Consider the following 14,611-nt stretch of genomic DNA (forward strand, 5'->3'; position numbering starts at 1 on the left):
CCACTTTCCTTTTCCTTCCGATAGTGAATATCTATACGAGGTGAAGGAATGGCGCGAGTCCGCAAGACGGCGCCGCACCCGCGGAGGGATCGACCTGGAGCAGCCAGCGAAGACCGTCCTGATCTGCTCGTGTGAAGACACGATGCGCCTTGACGTGGCCGCGATCCAGCGTGGATGTCCCAACTGCGAGATCAGGAGCCATCGTCATCTCTGCGGCGCCGAGCTCGAAGATTTCCGCAACGCCGCGAAAGCCGACGGCCCGCTGACCGTCGCCTGCACGCAGCAGGCCGGCCAGTTCACCAATGAGATGGGCGAACGCGCCGGCCCGATCAGCTTCGTCAACATCCGCGAGACGGCGGGCTGGTCGCGCGACGGCGCGAAGGCGGGCCCGAAGATGGCGGCGCTGCTTGCAGCGGCCGCGGTTCCCGCGCCGGACTATCAGCTGGTCACATTGTCGAGCGATGGCATCATCCTGATCTATGGGCGCGACGAGACCGCGATCGAGGCTGGCCGGCTGCTGGCGGACCATCTCGACGTCACGGTCATGCTCAGGAAGCCGGCGGACGTCGTGCCGCCTGCCGCGGCCGTGTTCCCGATCGTGCAGGGCACGATCCGCAATGCGCGGGGGCACTTTGGCGGCTTCGAGCTCGCGATCGACGACTACGCGCAGCCACGCCCGTCCTCACGCGCCCGCTTCGAGTTCGAAGCCCCGCGCAACGGCGCGATCTCGCGCTGCGATCTCGTGCTCGACCTCTCCGGCGAGCCGCCTCTGTTTCCCGCACACGATCTGCGAGACGGCTATCTCCGCGCGGATCCGAGAGATCCCGCGGCCATGCTGCGTGCGGTGCTCGCCGCCCGCGATCTCGTCGGAAGCTTCGACAAGCCGAGATATGTCGACTTCACACCCAGCCTCTGCGCGCATTCCCGCTCGAAGCTGATCGGATGCCATCGCTGCCTCGATTTGTGCCCGACCGGCGCGATCACGCCGGACGGCGACCATGTCGCAGTCAACGCGGAGGTGTGCGCAGGCTGCGGGCAATGTGCGGCCGCCTGCCCCACCGGAGCGGCATCCTACGCGCTGCCACCCGCCGATACCCAGTTGCAGATCCTCCGCGCCATGTTGCGCGCCTATCGCGAGGCCGGCGGCACACATCCGGTCCTGCTGCTGCATGACAGCCAGCACGGCACGCCGCTGATCGATGCGCTCGCCCGCCATGGCGACGGATTGCCGGCCAATGTGCTTCCCCTCGCCGTCAACGAGCTGACGCAGGTCGGCCTGGAAGCCATCATCGGCGCCTTCGGCTATGGCGCGGCTGCCGTGCGGCTCCTGCTGCGCGCCAAGCCACGACACGACGTGACCGGATCGTTGCTGACGATCCGGATGGCCGAGACCATTCTCGCCGGACTCGGATTTGACGGCCGCCGCGTGAGCACGATCGAAACCGACGATCCCGACACTCTGGCCGAGCAACTGACGGGGATTGGCCCCCTCGCCGGCCTCGAAAATCCCGCGACTTTCCTGACGGTCGGCAAACGCGGCGATCTGCTTCGCTTCGGCTTGAGCGAACTGCATCGCCTCGCCCCCAAGCCGGTTGACGTGATCGCCTTGCCTGAGGGTGCACCTATCGGTGCGATCACCGTCGACGTCGCCGGTTGCACGCTGTGCCTGTCCTGTGTTTCGGCCTGCCCAACCGGCGCGCTCCGCGCCGATCCCGACCGCCCTGTCCTCAAATTCGTGGAGGACGCCTGCGTGCAGTGCGGTTTGTGTCAGAGCACCTGTCCTGAAAAAGTCATCAGGCTCGCCCCGCAGATCGATTTCCGGGCAAGACGCGCGCCGGCGCGGGTGATCAAGGAAGAAGAACCTGCCCTGTGTATTCGCTGTGGCACGCCGTTCGGCGTCAAGAGCACGATCGATCGGATCGCGACCAAACTCGAGGGACGGCATTGGATGTACCCTGCCGGGGACCGCCGGACCGAGGCCTTGCGGATGTGCGCCGATTGCCGGGTCATCGTCATGAGCGAACAGCAGTTCGATCCGATCCAGGACGTGCCGGAACGCGCGCCGCCACGAACGACGGATGACTACCTGCGTCAACGCGAGAACAAGGACTAGCCGCATGCCTCGATTCATGAAGGTTCTGTCGACGTGCCTTGTCACCACCTCCCTTGGCGGCACAGCCGTCGAGGCCGCCGCTCTTACCAAAGCCGAAAAGGTTGCACTCAAGCAGGCGGTCGTCGCCTGCAAGGCCGAGGCGAAGGGCAAGAAGATCAAGTGGCTGTCCCGCCGCAAATACGTCAACCAGTGCGTCGTGGCAGCGCTCAAGGAACATCCCAGCATTAATATCGCCCGCATGCTCAAGGAGAACCCGGAGCTGACGAAAATTCCAGTGGAGCAATGGCCGGGGTATTAAAGCCTCATATCTTCGCTTGAGGACGCCGCAAGGCGGCTAGCGCCAACTCGGGCTATTTCGACGTCGCACGCGCCAGGAAGTCCGTGAGCGCGCGGCGATCTTCGGCCGAGCCGATCTGCTGCTCCGGCATCTTCGTGCCGGGCGTATAGGCGTTCGGCCCGATCTCGAACAATTTTGAGACGGTCTCCGGCGTCCAGACGATGTCCATCGTCTTGAGTGCTTCGGAGAAGCGATAGCCCGGCAGCGAGGCGATCCTCCGACCGAACAGTCCGGCAAGGGTGGGACCGGCGCGCTGCACCTCCGTCTCCGACAATGTGTGGCAGGCGACGCAGGCCCTGAAGATTTCGGCGCCGTGATCGCCGCCATAAGCGGCGAGCGGGTCCCTCGGCGTGCCCACCACGTTCGATCCGGCCGCCGCGCCAGTCAGTGCATTCCAGCGCCTGATCTTGCCGTCGGCGCCGCCGGTCAGGAGCGTCACGCCATCGGGCAGGAATGCCACCGACCAAACCGGCCCGCCCAGCCCGGCGAGCGTGCGCAGCACGCTGCGCGCCTTGCGATCGACGATCGCCACCGTGCCGTCAATGGCCGCCGCGGCGATCAAGGCGCCGTCATGCGAGACTGCCAAGGCGACGATCGGAGTGGCGCCGGCCGTGACCTCGCCGCTTGCCTTGCCGTCGGCCGTCATCATGCGCAGCTTGCCGTCCGCTGCGCCGGTGACGATTTCGCCGTCAGGCGAGATGGCCACGGCATTCAGCGGCAACGGCACCGTGACGACCTCGGCGCTGCCGTCCGGCAGGCGCCAGATCCGCACCGTCAGATCGTAGCCCACGCTCACCAGCGACTGTCCGTCGGGGGCAAAGGCCACGCCATTCACGTTTTGCGAGTGACCTTGCAGCACGCGCGAGCCTCCGTCGGACAACGACGAGAGCCGCACGGTATGGTCCCACGAGGCGGATGCGAGCTTGGATGCATCGGGCGAAACGGCGAGCCCGACGATGGGTCCCGTATGGTCCGCGAAAACCCGGTCCGGCTGCGGCCGGCCCGACGTCCAGATGGCAATCAGGCCATCCGCACCCGCCGTTGCCATTCTTCCATCGCCGAGGAAGGCGACCGCGTTCACCGCACCCGAATGGAAGCGAAGGACCTGATCCGCGGACTCGGTTGCCAGCGACCATCGGATCGCCGCAGTGTCGAAGCTGCCCGACAGAACCGTCCTGCCATCGCCTGAAACGGCGATCGCGCGGACAGGTCCGCCGTGTCCGGCCAATTGCGCTTGCGCGGGTTGCAGCGCAAGAAGCAGCGATGCTGTTACAAGGAACGTGGCGAGACGCAAAATCAAATCCATGGCCGTCGGAGACACTCGCAGCGCAGCCCCCAAGCCATTCTGCCCGTTTTTGCTGCCCGGCCAAAGTGCTCCCCTGGCGTCCATCGGCCCCGCCGGCGATCATTCTGGAAATCTGGCGTGTCCATGGGCGACGGGCTTGGCCCTTGGCAACAACGTGCCCATTTCACCAGTAATCAACAAGGGAGCTCGTATTCGGTTTGGGGTGCGACAAGCGGCGCCTTGAAGAGCGGCCCACGCGGTCGCAGTCTTGGTAAAGGCGCCTCACAATCGAGGTCGAACATGCAAATACATCCGAAAGCATATCTGCAGTTCATCTCGCGCATTTGGCATTCTCGCGTGTTGCCGCCGCGGGATCGCAATCCCACCAGCCGGGACGCGTCGCCACTGCTCATCTACATCGCTGCGGTGTTGGCGCTGCTACTGGCAATTCTGATAGTCGATCGCCACGGTGCGCCGTTTCAATTCCCAGAACATGTCGGCGATCCCGCTGAGATCAACCCGATCTTCATGAGTTTTTGAAACACAGCGCGCGACGGGGGCTGCGCAAGCGAACAACCCGTCCGACGCGTTGCGCTGTTCAACGCCAGACGATTTCCAGCCCGCTCATCCCGAACCGAATGCGTTCGGATGCGACGGCACCATTCTCTCTATTGCTGAGTTCCCCTCGGAAACACCAGCGATCGATCGTCGAAATCTTCAACCGGCAGCTTGTCTTGTTCTTGCACAGCGGGCATCCCTGCCACCGATGTGTGGCTCACGGACGATGGATGCGATCTCGGGACATTCGTCGCAGCCAGAAAAAGCGCGAGGGCGGTCAGGCCGGCGATCATCAGGAGCTTCATGCGAACCTCCGTTGGTTCTGGGAGAGTCCTGACTAGTGCAGGACTCGACATCCCCCTGTGAGATCGCTCACAACTCTCCTTTTGTTGATCAGCGCTGGAGCCGATGCGCTCCGGCTCCAGCCCCTTCCCAACCCGCCTATGGCAAATCTTTCGGGCGCGGCCACAAGCCGCCTTCGGACCAGGATTCGGATTCATCGGGCGACAACGGATCCGCGCCGCCGCCGGTCCGTGCGGGATCGACGTTGAGCCATCGGCGCAATTCGAGCTTGCCGATCTGGTTGCGGTGGACCTCGTCGGGGCCGTCGGCCAGTCGCAACAAGCGCGTCGTCGCGAGCGCTGCCGAAAGGAAATGGTCGTTGTTGGTGCCGCCTCCCCCGAACGCCTGGATCGCCCAGTCAACAATGGTCTGCGCCATGTTCGGCGCAACGACCTTGATCATCGCGATTTCCTGCCGCGCTGCCTTGTTGCCGACCGTGTCCATCATGTAGGCAGCTCTGAGCGTCAGCAGCCGCGCCTGGTCGATCTTCATGCGCGCTTCGGCCACCCGCTCGAGCGTCACGGTTTGCTCGGCGAGAGGCTTGCCGAAGGCGACACGTTTCAGCGCGCGCCGGCACATGCGCTCGAGCACGCGCTCGGAGAGGCCGATCAACCGCATGCAATGATGAATGCGTCCGGGCCCGAGCCGACCCTGCGCGATCTCGAACCCACGCCCCTCGCCGAGCAGCATGTTGGCGGCCGGCACGCGTACATTGGTGAATATCACCTCGGATGCACGATCCGGTACGCCGTAGAAGCCGAGCACGGGCAGCGAACGGACGACATGCACGCCGGGCGTCTCCTTCGGCACGAGGATCATCGACTGACGCTTGTGACGATCCGGATTCTGCGGATCGGTCTGCCCCATGAAGATGATGATCTTGCATCGCGGATCGGTGGCGCCGGTGGTGTACCATTTGCGACCGTTGATCACGTAATCGTCGCCATCACGGACGATCGAGCTGGCCACATTGGTCGCGTCGGACGAGGCGACGTCGGGCTCCGTCATCGCAAAGGAAGAACGGATCTCGCCGGCCAGCAAGGGCTTCAGCCAGCGGTCCTTCTGCGCCTCCGTACCGTAGCGCAGGATGGTCTCCATGTTGCCCGTGTCAGGAGCACTGCAATTGAAGACCTCGGGAGCAAGATGCGAACGCCCCATGATCTCGCACAGCGGGGCATATTCGAGATTGGTCAGCCCGTCCTCGTGAGCGGGTAGAAACAGGTTCCACAGGCCGGCCTGTTGTGCGAGCGGCTTCAGTTCCTCGACAACCGGGTGCACAGCCCAGGGCCCGAGCCGCTCGGCCTCCTGATAGTATCGGCGCTCATTCGGATAGATGTGCTCCATCATGAAGCGCTGGAGACGCGCGGCCAGTTGCTGGCTGCGCTCGCTTTGGGTGATATCCATGTAGATTCTCCTTACCGGCCGCGTAGGCCGTCCCTGAGCGTGTTTCGGGTGATTTTTCCGGATTCCGTCTTCGGCAGATCGTCCAGCACGCGAATGTCGACCGGGCACTTGTAGGCCGCCAGTCGCTCGCGGCAGAAGCGCGAGAGCGCAGCAACATCGATCACGGTGCCGGGTTGAGCGGAGACGAAGGCGACCACCGTCTCGCCGCGATAGGGATCGGCGGCGCCGACGACGGCTGCTTCGCGCACGCCCGGAAAGCCATAGATCACGTCTTCGACTTCGCGCGGCCAGACCTTGAAGCCGGAGGCGGAGATCATGTCCTTCTTGCGGTCCACGAGGTAGAACCAGCCGCTCTCGTCAAAGAAGCCGACGTCGCCGCTATGCAGCCAGCCGTTGGTCAGCACCTCGTCGGTTTCCGCCGGCTTCCTCCAGTAGCCGGCCATCACACCTGAGCCACGCACAACCACCTCGCCATGCGCGCCGGGTCCGAGCGGGCGGCGCTCGTCGTCGACGACGATCGCATCGACGCCCGAAGTCGGCCTGCCGATCGACAGCGCGCCTGAGTCGGGATCGACCGGAATCCGACCTTCGTTGGGCGCAAGATGGCTTGCAGAGGTCAGTTCGGTCATTCCATAGGAACTGCGGATCGCCCGTCCAAACCGTTTCGCAAAGGCATCGATGACCGAGGGCGCGATCGGCGCGCCGCCGGAATAGATATGTACGAAGCTCTCGAAATGCTGGCTCGTTGCGTCAGCCTGGTTCATCAGCGCGATGTACGCGGTGATGGCACCGACGATGAATGTCGGCCGCCATTCAAGGAAGGCATCGAGCGCGACCTGGGGCTGGAAGCGATAGGTCAGCACCATCGCTGCACGCGCGGCAAACGCCGCGACCATCTGGATTTCAAAGCCGGTGATGTGGAACAGCGGCGCGACCCCAAAGATGCACGACGTGCCGTTCAATTCGAAATGATCGCAACAGATCAACGCGGTCGCCACCAGATTGCGATGCGTGAGCATGGCGCCCTTTGGAACGCCCGTGGTTCCGGAGGTATACAAGAGAAGGGCGATGTCGTCGGACGTCAGAACCGGTGCCGGTGGTGCTGCTGCATTTTCGGCGAAAACCGTCGCCAGCGCCCGGGCCTGCGGAGCTGCGCCCGGCACCGGCAGCACCCGGACATCGTTTCGCAGCTGGAATTCCCGAGCGCCGGTCCAGAACACCAGCTCGGAATCGACCGAACCGGCGGCCAGGAAAACGTTCTCCCATTGATCGTCGTGGCAGATCACCGCCTTCGGCTCGCAATCCCCGAACAGCTTGCGAAGCTCTGGCGTGCGGTACATCGGGTTGAGGCTGACGACGATGGCCCCGACCTTCCAGGCCGCTACGCTGACGATGACGAACTGCGGCACATTCTGAAGAATGACGGCGACCCGATCGCCGCGCCCGACTCCTTTTTGCGCGAAGCGGGCGGCGAGCCGGTCGCTGAGCCGATCGATATCGGCATAGGTCTGCGTCGCATCGAAATAGAACACGGCCGGCGCCTCGCGCGGCGCGGCTCGAAACAGATCAAGCGCCGTCCGCCTTCCGGGATCGGGCGGAGCGACCGATTCCCCGAGCCGCGCGCGCAGCCGGCCCGCGGCTTCCTCGTAAGCGCGTGCACGCGACACGGAATCCAGGTCGACAGTCATCGCCGCTTGCCACCACTGTCGCAACGATGGCAGCCCCGTCCGGGCCGGCGGCCGCTATAGCCCGCCGCCACCTGGCGCAGCAGGAACCGTGGCAAAAGGCGTTCGCCGCCACTACTCATTGGCACTTTTTCCTCGATAGACCGAGCCGAGACGCGCATGCGGAAGCGCGGCACGGCTTGCAAGGGGCGGCTGGGCCGCCCCACTCTCTTTTGCTTGAATGACAACGCGCGTGCGCCGGATGTGGAGACGCACCAACACCTGTGCAGCTTCGACATCGCGCGCCCGGATCGCGTCCATGATCAGGACATGCTGGGGATCGGAGAACGGAAACCCGTCCTTGGCATAGGTCTCGCTCACAAACTGTCGCCGGAAATGCTGCGTGCTGTTCCAGAAGCGTTCGACCATCGCGAGCAGTTGCGGCATCCGCGCCCGCGAATAGGTCCGTAGATGAAACTCCCGATCAAGCTGGATGTACTCCTCGAGCGTGGTGACCTGCTCAAGTTCGCGCACAATGCGGTCAAGAGTCTCGATATCCTCGTCGGTCAGATTTGGAACGCTTTCGCCGATGGCAAGCGGCTCGACCGCTTCACGGATCTTGTAGATCTCGATCGATTCTTCCGAATTGACGTCCGCAATCCAGGCGCCACGGTTCGGCGCCATCACGACGAGCCCCTCGTTCTCGAGCTGCTTCAGCGCCTCGCGCACGGGAATGCGGCTGGCTCCGAAATGGGCCGCAAGAAGCTCCTGCCGAATCCGCGTGCCTGGCCGCATCTCGCCGCTCAGCACCGCGCTGCGAATCTCGCTTGCGATCCTCTCGCTCATCAGGCGACGGGACTCCGGATCGTCCTCATTGCCGTCCCGCGTCATGTCCTTCCAATGGGGAGGCCGCTGATAAGGACTCATGAAAGGCCCTCCTTCAATGAATGGCCGCGTACATGATCTTGTCCTCGGTCGCATCAGCCCGTGCCATTTCCTCGACGATACGTCCGCCGCGAGCGACCAGGATCCGATCCGAGATAGCCAGAATCTCCGGCAGATAGGAAGAAATAACGACAACCGCCTTGTTCTCGCGCGCCAGCCTGCGAATCGCCTCGTGAATTTGTGGAATGGCGCTCACATCGACACCACGCGTCGGTTCGTCGAAGATGACCACCGTAGGCTCCTGGGCCAGAGACTTTCCCACCACGACTTTCTGTTGGTTGCCGCCGGAATATTCGACAATCTTCAGCGTCCGCTTCAATGCAGAGATCGAGAGCGCCGAGATCCATTGATCGGCGATCCGTTTCATCTCGCGCGCGGAGTAAAGGAACCGCTTGACGCGCGGCGACGACAGATAGCCAAGATAGATATTCTGATCCACCGTCATCGTCTCGAAGAAACCGTCGACCTTGCGATCCTCGGTGATGTAGGCGATTCCGTCGCGCACCGCCTGCCGCGGCACCCGGTAGCGGATCGGCTTGTCCCGCAGATAGATCATCCCGCCGCGCAGGAAGTTGCGCTTGCGCGCGCCGCTGACGATCTGCGCGATCTCGGAGCGTCCTGCCCCGACCAGCCCGAAGATGCCGACGACTTCTCCATTGAACACCGAGAACGACATGTTCTTGACGATGCTGCCCATCGTCACGTTCTCGACCGAAAGCACCTTCTCACCGCGGGAGGCATGCGGCTTCGGCGCATCCGGATCAGCCCCGTGGGTCGCGTACTGCGCTGCGGTTTCCTCACGGCCAACCATCATCCGCACCAGGGCGTCACGCGTGACGTCCTTCGCCGGTACGGTGGCGACCAGCTTGCCATCGCGCAGCACGGTGATGCGATCCGCGATGTTCAATGCTTCTTCCAGCGCATGCGAGATGAAGATGATCCCGGCGCCCTTCTCCTTCAGGGTGTTGAGAAGATGGAACAGGTGCTGGGTCTCTTCAGGGGTCAGCGATGCGGTCGGCTCATCGAAGATGAAGACCTGGGCGTTGTGGCGAACCGCACGCACGATTTCGACCATCTGCCGCTTGGCGGTTCCGAGATTCTCCACCAGCACCAGCGGGTCGACGTTGAAGTTCATCGACTGCAGCGACTGGGTCGCCGCGATGTTGATCTTGCTGTAGACCGTGACCCATTTCTCCATGCCGAGTTCAAGGTTCTGCGCCACCGTCATCGACGGGACCAGGCTGGATTCCTGGTAGACCATCGCGACCCCACCCTCGAGCGCTTCCTTTGGCGAGGCGAACGAAACCTTGCGTCCCTGGATCAGGTAGTCGCCGGAGGTCAGCACGATCGCACCGGCAATCGCCTTGCAGAGCGTCGATTTCCCCGCGCCGTTCTCTCCTAGCAGCGCGTGGATTTCGCCCGGCCGCAGATCGAAATTGACACCATCGATGGCGTTCAGACCGCCATAGACCTTGCTGCCATTGACGATCTGAAGCAGCGGGGTCCCTGCCTGTTGTTCCGCCGGCATGGCGTTCATCCTTCCTGCATGCCGCGACCAGGCGGCAGTTCGACGAGGCAATCGCGTCCCTTGGACACCGCCAGCACGCGCGAGCCGATCGGGCGGACGGCGGTGATTCCATGAACCCGACCATCGACCCGGCTGTGCAGCGTCTCGGTCGCCGCGCCCTTGTCGTCGAGCCGGGCGACGAGACCATAGGAACGCGGCGGCGCCCACGGCTTCTGGATACCGAGTTTCTTGATGCGGCCGATCTGGGTCGGTTCGCGCGGATTGAGGCGGCCATCCAGCGCCGGCCCGATCCAAAGCTCAGGTGGCACCGTCAGCATCATCTCTTCGCAGAATGCCCGCTCGCGCAGGACGAATTCGGTCAATTGCGTGCGCAGCGCGAGGAAGGCCATCCAGACCTCACCGTTCGCGCCTCGGGCAAGACGCGCCGGGTAGCCGGTATGATTCTTGACGATCACGCGCCTGTCGTCACCCGTGCGTGAAAAAGCGGTCAGGCGGTGGGTCCAGGATTCGGCGACCCAGACCTCCTTGCCGTCGCCGGATACGACCAAGCCGAGCGGCCATGCGAGCTTGTCCGCACGCACGCTCGCACTGCCGAGCGAGGAATTGCAGGCGATGAGCCGGCCCGAGGGGGCGCGGTTCTGCATCAGGTCGGTCAGCCAATGCTCTGGCCGATTGTTTCGCGAGCCGTCGGTCAGGTAGATCGCCCCGTCCGGCGCGACCGTCACCGACAGCGGACAGGCAATCTTTTCACCGCCGACGCTTTCGAGCTTGCCGATGATCTCGCCAGCCGGCGAAAGCGCCACCAGCCCCACGCCGGAGACGCAGGCGAGCAGCCGGCCGTCCGGCGTGCAGGCAAGCCCGCCGACCGGGCCGTCGAGCGTCGCGAACTCCGTGCGCGTGTTGAAGTCGTCTCCCGTGCAACGCAGGACGTGGTTGCCGGTCGAGACGTAGAGCGCACCGTCCTGCCCGAGCGCAATGTCGTCCGGTCGCTCGATCTCGTCGCCGAGCTGGCGCGCCTGATCGAGCCGCTGGTTCGGGGAGAAGGCGCCGTCGAGCACCGGAATGCCGTGAATTTCCCGGTTCGGGGACAGCACGCGATCGATGATATCGCCAAGCAGAGACATGGCTCAGGCCCTTCCCCAATAGGACTTGTGCGCTTCCCAGGTCGGGTCGGCGTCCTGCAGGCGGATGCGGCCGATGCGGTTGTTCTCCAGACCCCCGATATAGAGATAGCCCTTGTGTTCACGGACCGACGTGATGGTCGGATGCGAAAGCCCGCCTGGATCCCAGAGCGATTCCGTCACCACGCCGTTGTCGTCGAACTTGACCACGCAGCCGTAGTTGATGCCCGGACACAGCCATTCGTCCGGCGGGATCTGCTTGACCATGCGGGTGCGGAAAACAGGGTTGCGCATCGCAAGGTCGTAGACCGGCGTGCGCAGGCCGACGAAGGCGAGCCAGTACTTGCCGTCGGAGGCGCGGTTGATGTTGTCGCAATAGCCCGGAAGGTTGTCGATCAGGATTTCGCTGGTGCCCGCCTTCGGGCCGGCGATCCAGAAGCGGTTGATCTGGCATAGCCAGGTGCTGGCCCACAGCACCGACTGACCGTCATGCGAAATGCAGATGCCGTTCGGGAACGTCAAGTTCTTGAGGACCGTCCTGGTGGTGCCGGTCTTCGGATCGTGGCAGATCAGCCGGCCGTTGCCGCGCCCCTCGAAGCCGTCGAGCGCCCAGTCGGTGAGTTCATAGCGGGTCGAGGCCTCGCTGAAATAGATCTTGCCGTCTGGCGCGACGTCGAGATCGTCAGCGAGATAGAGCCGCGAGTCGTCCTTGAGGCGCGTACGCGTGCGCGTGGTGCGGTCGGTGACCTTGAAGACCGAGCGATCGGGCTTCACGCCGTAAACGCCCATGCCCGCGATGCAGACGAGGAGGTTCTGATCCCGATCGAACGCCAACCCGAGCGGCCGGCCGCCGATGCGCGCGAACTCTTCGCGCACGGTATAGTCCGGCGCGAGAAAGCGGATGATCGAGCCGTTGCGGTTGACGGTGTAGAGGTTGTCCTTGCGGTCAAGGATGATGTCTTCCGGGCCCTCGATCATGTCGAGCGCGATCGCTTCCGCGTTCTTCAGGCGATCGTTCTCCGCGAACGGCGTGCCGCTGCCCCGCTCGACCGACGGCGGCGGCTCGAAATCAACCCAGCTTGGGGTGACGTAGACCTTCTGCAGCACCTTGCCCTTGTTCTTGACCCACTTCACGTTGAAGCCGACCGCGAGCAGCAGGATGATGCCGATGATGGCGGTGGTCAGGTTGCCGGAGATGCCGAGCCGGACCATGCCGCTGGTGAGCATGAAGATGATCGCCGCGCCCATGACGGCGCGCGCGATGGTACCGCGGCCACCGGCCAGGCTGATGCCGCCGAGAACCACCGCGGCCAGCGCGTTGATCTCCCAGCCGACGCCGGTGTCGGTGCCCGAGCTGCTCTGCCGCGCGGCATAGAGGATCCCCGCCAGCGCCGCGATCGCGCCCGACATCACATAGGCGGAGAACAGCACGCGCTTGACGTTGACGCCGGCGTGGCGGGCCGCCTTGCGGCTCGACCCGACCGCCATGATGTGGACGCCGGGCTTGATGCGGGTGAGGAAGAAGTGGGTTCCGACCGCAAGCAAGATCAGCACCAGCATGTTGAAGGGAATGCCGAGAACCCTCCCCGAACCCATGAAGTCCCACGTACTGGACCCGCTGTCGATGCTCGCGAGTTCGTTCGTGAACGCAACCGTCACCTTGTTGTAGGCGGCGCGGACGATGATGAGGACGACGAGCGTCGTCAGGAACGGCCGGGTCTTGCCGTAGGCAATCAGGCCGCCGTTGATCGCGCCCATCGCCGCACCGAACAGGACCACAAGCACGATGGTCACGGGCAGCGGCAGCCCGAGGATGAGATACAGATAGAGCGCGAGGAAGTTCGACATCGCGAACACCGCGCCGACCGACAGGTCGATGCCGCCCGACAGCACGGAGAAGGCCATCGCGACCGCGACCATGCCCTGCTCCGCGAAATTCCGCATCAATTCCTGCAGGCTGCCCGCCGTCAGGTAGCGCGGGATCATGATCGCGAAGGCCAGGAAAACCGCGATCGTCAGCGTGAATGGAATGATCGGCTCCATCCAGCGCTTCTCAAGCAGTTCGCCCAGGAACAACTGGGGCGAATGGCGGTGCCAGGCTCGTTGCAGGCTCTTCATCAACAGACTCCGGCGGGCTCGGCGCAGCAGCGGCCGAACGGCGGGACGACGCGGGGGATTGGGATCGACAGCTCCGGCCTGCCCGCGCCGCGGTGGGCGCGGGCGCCGGAACGACTTACTTCGCGCCCTTCGGGATGCTGAAGCAGTACATGCGATCGTCCTTCGACTTCACCCAGGCGGGGGTCGTGTAATAGGCGATGTTCTTCGCGCCCGGCTTGTCGCCGCTCTGCAACAGCGCAATCACCGCGTCGGCGATGGTCTGGCCCTGCACGTCGGCGCGATACGACAGGTTCGCGGAGAACGCGCCTTGCTCGAGCAGATCGCAATCCGCAGGTTGGCCGTCGCTGGCGACGAACACCTTCACCTTGTCGCCCATGTTGGCGGCCTTGATCGCCTGCGCCGCGCCCGCGGTTTGCGGTCCCCAGACGCTGAGGATCCCGCACAGCTTGGGATGCTGCTGCAACACGGTGGTCGTGATGTCGCCGGCCTTGTTGGCGTCCCAGCTGGTCGGCTGCGACGACACGACCTTGATCGACGGGTCGGTCTTGAACACCTCCATAGCGCCATTCTTCATGTCGAGCGAATAGGCCGCGGTCGCCTCACCTTCGAGGATCGCAACCTCGCCGGAGCCCTTGCCGCCGCCACACTGATTGATGACCTCGCGCGCGATCTTGGTGCCGAGATCCTTGGCATCGACGCCGACATAGGCGTCGGTCAGGGTGTTCGATGCCATGTTGACCTGCACGACATAGATGCCCGCGTCCATCGCACGCTTGAGCTCCTTGGCGAGCAGCGTGACGTTCGGATTTTGCACCACGATCACGTCGGGCTTGTCGTTGATATAGTCGCTGACGGTCTGAAGCTGGATGTCGGACTTCATGTTGGCGTCGCGGGTGACGAGCTTGATGCCGTAATCGTCGAAACGATCCTTCATCACGCGCGTCCATTCGGATTCCAGAACACCCATCCAGACCGGCGACCAGGCCACCGTCTTGCCCTTGAGCGACTTGTCGAATTTCTCGCGCAGCTGGTCGCGCGGCCCGGCCGCCTGCGATGGCGCAGCCACCAGCGCGGCGGTTGCCACCATCGCCGCCAGCCCGATGCCGGCAAACGCCCTCCTGTGCACAGCTTTCGTCATGTCAATTCCTCCCCTGTTATGTCGGCCGACTGTTGCGGCCCGTTGGTTGATGCAGAGC

General features: G+C 64.0%; 12 protein-coding genes. 3 read left to right on the forward strand and 9 right to left on the reverse strand.

What is annotated here, in order from left to right:
- The first annotated feature begins 142 nt into the window (after positions 1–142).
- Together J2R80_RS34525 and J2R80_RS34530 are read left to right on the forward strand one after the other, a co-directional pair.
- Positions 143–2,113 (forward strand): 4Fe-4S binding protein, encoded by a 1,971-nt coding sequence (locus J2R80_RS34525; RefSeq protein ID WP_076826700.1) that lies wholly within the window; start codon positions 143–145, stop codon positions 2,111–2,113.
- A 4-nt stretch (positions 2,114–2,117) separates the two neighbouring features.
- Positions 2,118–2,411, forward strand: coding sequence for a hypothetical protein (locus tag J2R80_RS34530; protein ID WP_253640146.1), 294 nt, complete (start codon positions 2,118–2,120; stop codon positions 2,409–2,411).
- A 52-nt stretch (positions 2,412–2,463) separates the two neighbouring features.
- On the opposite strand, the gene J2R80_RS34535 is transcribed toward J2R80_RS34530, so the two are convergent.
- A complete protein-coding gene (locus tag J2R80_RS34535) occupies positions 2,464–3,756 on the reverse strand; it encodes a c-type cytochrome (protein ID WP_253641054.1) in 1,293 nt (430 codons plus the stop codon).
- A 117-nt stretch (positions 3,757–3,873) separates the two neighbouring features.
- Here J2R80_RS34535 and J2R80_RS34540 point away from each other — a divergent pair, with 117 nt between their 5' ends.
- Complete coding sequence (locus tag J2R80_RS34540; protein ID WP_225646077.1) at positions 3,874–4,275, forward strand: hypothetical protein; 402 nt, start codon at positions 3,874–3,876, stop codon at positions 4,273–4,275.
- 128 nt (positions 4,276–4,403) lie between these two features.
- Here J2R80_RS34540 and J2R80_RS34545 read toward each other — a convergent pair whose 3' ends face one another.
- The 8 genes from J2R80_RS34545 to J2R80_RS34580 all read right to left on the reverse strand — a co-directional run bounded on the left by J2R80_RS34545 (position 4,404) and on the right by J2R80_RS34580 (position 14,553).
- Entirely contained in the window at positions 4,404–4,598 is a 195-nt protein-coding gene (locus tag J2R80_RS34545) for a hypothetical protein (protein WP_057017127.1), read from the reverse strand.
- 136 nt (positions 4,599–4,734) lie between these two features.
- Complete coding sequence (locus tag J2R80_RS34550) at positions 4,735–6,039, reverse strand: acyl-CoA dehydrogenase family protein (RefSeq protein ID WP_076826293.1); 1,305 nt, start codon at positions 6,037–6,039, stop codon at positions 4,735–4,737.
- 11 nt (positions 6,040–6,050) lie between these two features.
- Complete coding sequence (locus J2R80_RS34555) at positions 6,051–7,727, reverse strand: AMP-binding protein (protein ID WP_083714937.1); 1,677 nt, start codon at positions 7,725–7,727, stop codon at positions 6,051–6,053.
- 111 nt (positions 7,728–7,838) lie between these two features.
- A complete protein-coding gene (locus J2R80_RS34560) occupies positions 7,839–8,594 on the reverse strand; it encodes a GntR family transcriptional regulator (RefSeq protein ID WP_028345041.1) in 756 nt (251 codons plus the stop codon).
- A gap of 49 nt (positions 8,595–8,643) precedes the next feature.
- Entirely contained in the window at positions 8,644–10,185 is a 1,542-nt protein-coding gene (locus J2R80_RS34565) for a sugar ABC transporter ATP-binding protein (RefSeq protein ID WP_076826291.1), read from the reverse strand.
- On the reverse strand, positions 10,182–11,300 hold the full coding sequence (locus tag J2R80_RS34570) for an SMP-30/gluconolactonase/LRE family protein (protein ID WP_253640147.1): 1,119 nt from the start codon (positions 11,298–11,300) through the stop codon (positions 10,182–10,184). Before J2R80_RS34570 ends, J2R80_RS34565 begins: the two co-directional genes overlap by 4 nt.
- Before the next feature lie 3 nt (positions 11,301–11,303).
- Positions 11,304–13,415: an SMP-30/gluconolactonase/LRE family protein gene (locus tag J2R80_RS34575; RefSeq protein ID WP_076826289.1), complete on the reverse strand. Its 2,112-nt coding sequence runs from the start codon at positions 13,413–13,415 to the stop codon at positions 11,304–11,306.
- Between the two features lie 115 nt (positions 13,416–13,530).
- A complete protein-coding gene (locus J2R80_RS34580) occupies positions 13,531–14,553 on the reverse strand; it encodes a sugar ABC transporter substrate-binding protein (RefSeq protein WP_028334112.1) in 1,023 nt (340 codons plus the stop codon).
- Between the last annotated feature and the right edge of the window lie 58 nt (positions 14,554–14,611).

Source organism: Bradyrhizobium sp. USDA 4541 (genome assembly GCF_024171085.1).
Taxonomy (GTDB): domain Bacteria; phylum Pseudomonadota; class Alphaproteobacteria; order Rhizobiales; family Xanthobacteraceae; genus Bradyrhizobium; species Bradyrhizobium australafricanum.

Bases quoted from the DNA above. Each gene is read 5' to 3' on its own strand.
- J2R80_RS34570 (WP_253640147.1), bottom strand. From the start codon at position 11,300: ATGTCTCTGCTTGGCGATATCATCGATCGCGTGCTGTCCCCGAACCGG.
- J2R80_RS34575 (WP_076826289.1), bottom strand. From the start codon at position 13,415: ATGAAGAGCCTGCAACGAGCCTGGCACCGCCATTCGCCCCAGTTGTTC.
- J2R80_RS34550 (WP_076826293.1), bottom strand. From the start codon at position 6,039: ATGGATATCACCCAAAGCGAGCGCAGCCAGCAACTGGCCGCGCGTCTC.
- J2R80_RS34525 (WP_076826700.1), top strand. From the start codon at position 143: ATGCGCCTTGACGTGGCCGCGATCCAGCGTGGATGTCCCAACTGCGAG.
- J2R80_RS34580 (WP_028334112.1), bottom strand. From the start codon at position 14,553: ATGACGAAAGCTGTGCACAGGAGGGCGTTTGCCGGCATCGGGCTGGCG.
- J2R80_RS34555 (WP_083714937.1), bottom strand. From the start codon at position 7,727: ATGACTGTCGACCTGGATTCCGTGTCGCGTGCACGCGCTTACGAGGAA.
- J2R80_RS34530 (WP_253640146.1), top strand. From the start codon at position 2,118: ATGCCTCGATTCATGAAGGTTCTGTCGACGTGCCTTGTCACCACCTCC.
- J2R80_RS34535 (WP_253641054.1), bottom strand. From the start codon at position 3,756: ATGGATTTGATTTTGCGTCTCGCCACGTTCCTTGTAACAGCATCGCTG.
- J2R80_RS34560 (WP_028345041.1), bottom strand. From the start codon at position 8,594: ATGACGCGGGACGGCAATGAGGACGATCCGGAGTCCCGTCGCCTGATG.
- J2R80_RS34565 (WP_076826291.1), bottom strand. From the start codon at position 10,185: ATGAACGCCATGCCGGCGGAACAACAGGCAGGGACCCCGCTGCTTCAG.
- J2R80_RS34545 (WP_057017127.1), bottom strand. From the start codon at position 4,598: ATGAAGCTCCTGATGATCGCCGGCCTGACCGCCCTCGCGCTTTTTCTG.